A 2,747-nucleotide genomic window follows, 5' to 3' on the forward strand; every position below is an offset into this window, starting at 1 on the left:
CGCCGCCACCGCCGGCCACCGCCACCGCGCGCCGCGCGCGTTGAGCACGGTCGCCACCGCCAGCCCGAGCAGGACGTAGATCAGCGTCCACGCGACCGGGAACAGCCAGTCGGGCGGCGTCAGCGGCGGCTTGGCGAGCGCGAGATACCAGGCGTTCCGCGCGCCCGCCGGCACCGACCGCCCGCTGGCGAACCCGATCAGCAGGACCAGCGGCACCGTCACCACCGCCCAGCGCGCGAACGACGCCCGTAACTGCCCCGCCGACGCGATCCCGCCCATCTGCCGCCCCACCATGCCGCACCCGGCGTTGCCCGAGATCGCGGGCTTGTTCAACCAAGCGTCGCGGCGAGCAGGAACTCGACATTGCCCTCGGGGCCCGTGATCGGGCTGGGCACCACGCCCGCCACCGTCCAGCCTTGCCCCGCCACCCAGTCCGCCGCGGCGGCGCAGACCCGCGCATGCACCGCCGGATCGCGCACCACACCCTTCGCGCCCACGTCGCCGCGCCCCGCCTCGAACTGCGGCTTGACCAGCGCGAGCAGCCGCGCCGGGGCCCGCGCGAACGTCAGCGGCCGTTCCAGCACCTTGGCCAGCCCGATGAAGCTCGCGTCGCACACGATGAGGTCGACCGGCTCGGGGATATGCGCGGCGGTCAGCACGCGCGCGCTGGTCTGTTCCAGCACGACGACGCGCGGGTCCTGCCGCAGGCGCCAGGCGAGCTGGTTGGTGCCGCTGTCGACCGCGTATACCCGCGCTGCGCCGCGCTGGAGCAGCACGTCGGTGAACCCGCCCGTCGAGCTGCCGACGTCGATCGCCACCGCGTCCGCCACGGCCCAGTGCCAATGGTCGAGCCCGTGCGCGAGCTTGATCCCGCCGCGCGAGACCCAGGGATGATCGCGCCCGCGCACCTCCACCGCCGCGTCCGCCGCCACCTGCTCGCCCGGCTTGGCCACCTTGCGGGTCCCTGAGAAGACCAGCCCCGCCATGATCAACGCCTGCCCCCGCGCCCGGCTCTCGACGAGCCCGCGCTCGACGAGCAGCTGGTCGATGCGGACCTTGGCCAAATCTGGACTCCAGCGGGGTTGCGCGCTACCTTTCGACCCATGAACGCCCCGCCCGAGCAGAGCAAGTTCCAGGCCTACCGCGCGCGCAAGAAGGCAGCGGGGTTGCGGGAAGTCCGGATGTGGGTCCCGGACACGCGCACACCGGAGTTTCAGGCGGAAGCGAGGCGGCAAGCCGCGTTGCTCAATCACAGCGACGATGAGAAGGAAGCGATCGCGCTGATGGAAGCGCTCGCCAGCGAGGTTTGGGAAGACGGCGATTGGCGGTGAGGCGCGGTGAACTCGTGACCGTCGCGCAGGGCAAGCCGAGACCGGCGGTCATCATTCAGTCAAGCGTCGTGGCGACACCCGGCTCGCTGATCATCTGTCCCCTGACATCGTTCCTGATCGAAGCCCCGATCTACCGCCCGACCATCCTGCCCACGCCAGCGAATGGCCTGAAAATGCCATCACAATTGATGGTCGACCGGATCACCTTCGCGCGTGAGGAGCGCATCGCGAACGTGATCGGCTCGCTCGACGCCGATGATCTGGAAAGACTCGATCTGACCTTGGTCATCCTGCTCGATCTTGGCGGCTGACCGCCCCGCCGCCACCGCCCGCTTCACCCGCCGCCAGATCGCCAGGTTCAACCCCGCCAGCCCCAGCACCGCCACCCCCGTCGCGCCCGCCACCTTCTCCCAGCCGGTCACAGCGACTGGAACCAGTCTGCGCATATGGTCACTTCCTCGACCAGTTCGGTAGTGATGCCCAGGCTCAGTCGCTTCAAATGTTCGCAAAGCGCGGAACCGTCGATCAGGTCGATGGGTGGCGCGCCATCTCGGGTCGCCTCGCGACGTGCATCGCTGGAAAAGCTGCCGGTCGTGATGATCAGGCCCTTGTCCGTGCGCCCCATCATCGCACCTCTGAAATCCCGGACCGCGGCCGACCCGACCGAGCCCTGATAGCGCTTGCACTGGAAGAGGACGTGGAACGACATCAGGCTGAGTTGCAGAATGCCGGTCCCGTCGATCCCTCCATCGCCGGTGCGGCCCGTCACCTCCACCTTGATGAAGCCGGACTCGCGCAGCAAACGCTGACATAGGCGTTCAAAGGCATCAGGCGCGATCGATCGCACCACAGTCAGCAGTTCGTCGCGCCAGTCGCTAGTTTGTCCAACGTCGTCGACGCTTGCGTCGGTCGATTGAGCAGTCGCGCCGCGCCGCTGCGCATCATGCAGGCGGACTGTCGCGATCGCCGCTCGGACGTCGCCTTCTGACGCGACCTCGCCAACGTCGGTCAGGCTCCAGACGCCACGGCTACTGTTCTGCAGATAGCCACACCGTTTCAGCGTCGTTCGCGCCCACGCCAGCCGATACTCAAGTTCGGTCCGACCGGTCTCCCCGTGTGACACTCCCGCGACCAGCTCCGTGACCGCGCAAGCGCGAATGACTTCGGCGAGGTGCTCCGCCAGCGACGCGGAACCGCCGAGCGCGCGGAAGGCCACCAAGGCCGGCCAGTTCAGTTCGTCGAAGGTTGGGACCCGGTCGACGAACGGCCGACCGTCGCGCGAGGACGCCCTCACGCCCGCGCCTCCGCCACGCCCCCGCTGTTATGCCGCAGCGCGGCGAGCACGGTGGTGACGAGGGCGTCGGCGTCGAGTCCGGCGTCGGCATATTGGGCGTCGGGCTTGTCCTGGTCCTGGAA

The 2,747-nt window shown here is 69.1% G+C and carries 5 protein-coding genes; 2 read left to right on the plus strand and 3 right to left on the minus strand.

Annotation, left to right across the window (positions count from 1 at the left end; genetic code table 11):
* A partial coding sequence (locus HUU95_RS13460; RefSeq protein ID WP_438827214.1) for a tryptophan-rich sensory protein occupies positions 1–333 on the minus strand: 333 nt, incomplete at its 3' end.
* Entirely contained in the window at positions 330–1,064 is a 735-nt protein-coding gene (locus tag HUU95_RS13465; protein ID WP_174280568.1) for a TlyA family RNA methyltransferase, read from the minus strand. The genes HUU95_RS13465 and HUU95_RS13460, both read right to left, overlap by 4 nt.
* A 39-nt stretch (positions 1,065–1,103) precedes the next feature.
* On the opposite strand from HUU95_RS13465, the gene HUU95_RS13470 reads away from it, so the two are divergent.
* Both HUU95_RS13470 and HUU95_RS13475 read left to right on the plus strand, forming a co-directional pair.
* A complete protein-coding gene (locus HUU95_RS13470; RefSeq protein ID WP_174280569.1) occupies positions 1,104–1,331 on the plus strand; it encodes an antitoxin MazE family protein in 228 nt (75 codons plus the stop codon).
* Positions 1,332–1,345: 14 nt separating this feature from the next.
* Positions 1,346–1,642 carry a type II toxin-antitoxin system PemK/MazF family toxin gene (locus HUU95_RS13475; RefSeq protein WP_174280570.1) on the plus strand — a complete coding sequence of 99 codons (297 nt, stop codon included), beginning with the start codon at positions 1,346–1,348 and terminating at the stop codon, positions 1,640–1,642.
* Positions 1,643–1,749: 107 nt separating this feature from the next.
* Here HUU95_RS13475 and HUU95_RS13480 read toward each other — a convergent pair whose 3' ends face one another.
* Positions 1,750–2,625 (minus strand): restriction endonuclease, encoded by an 876-nt coding sequence (locus HUU95_RS13480; RefSeq protein WP_174280571.1) that lies wholly within the window; start codon positions 2,623–2,625, stop codon positions 1,750–1,752.
* Positions 2,626–2,747 lie beyond the last annotated feature (122 nt).

It is taken from the genome of Sphingomonas bacterium (assembly GCF_903643065.1).
Classification (GTDB): domain Bacteria; phylum Pseudomonadota; class Alphaproteobacteria; order Sphingomonadales; family Sphingomonadaceae; genus Sphingomonas.

Coding starts and splice junctions, on each gene's coding strand:
- HUU95_RS13470 (WP_174280569.1), top strand. CDS start 1,104: ATGAACGCCCCGCCCGAGCAGAGCAAGTTCCAGGCCTACCGCGCGCGC.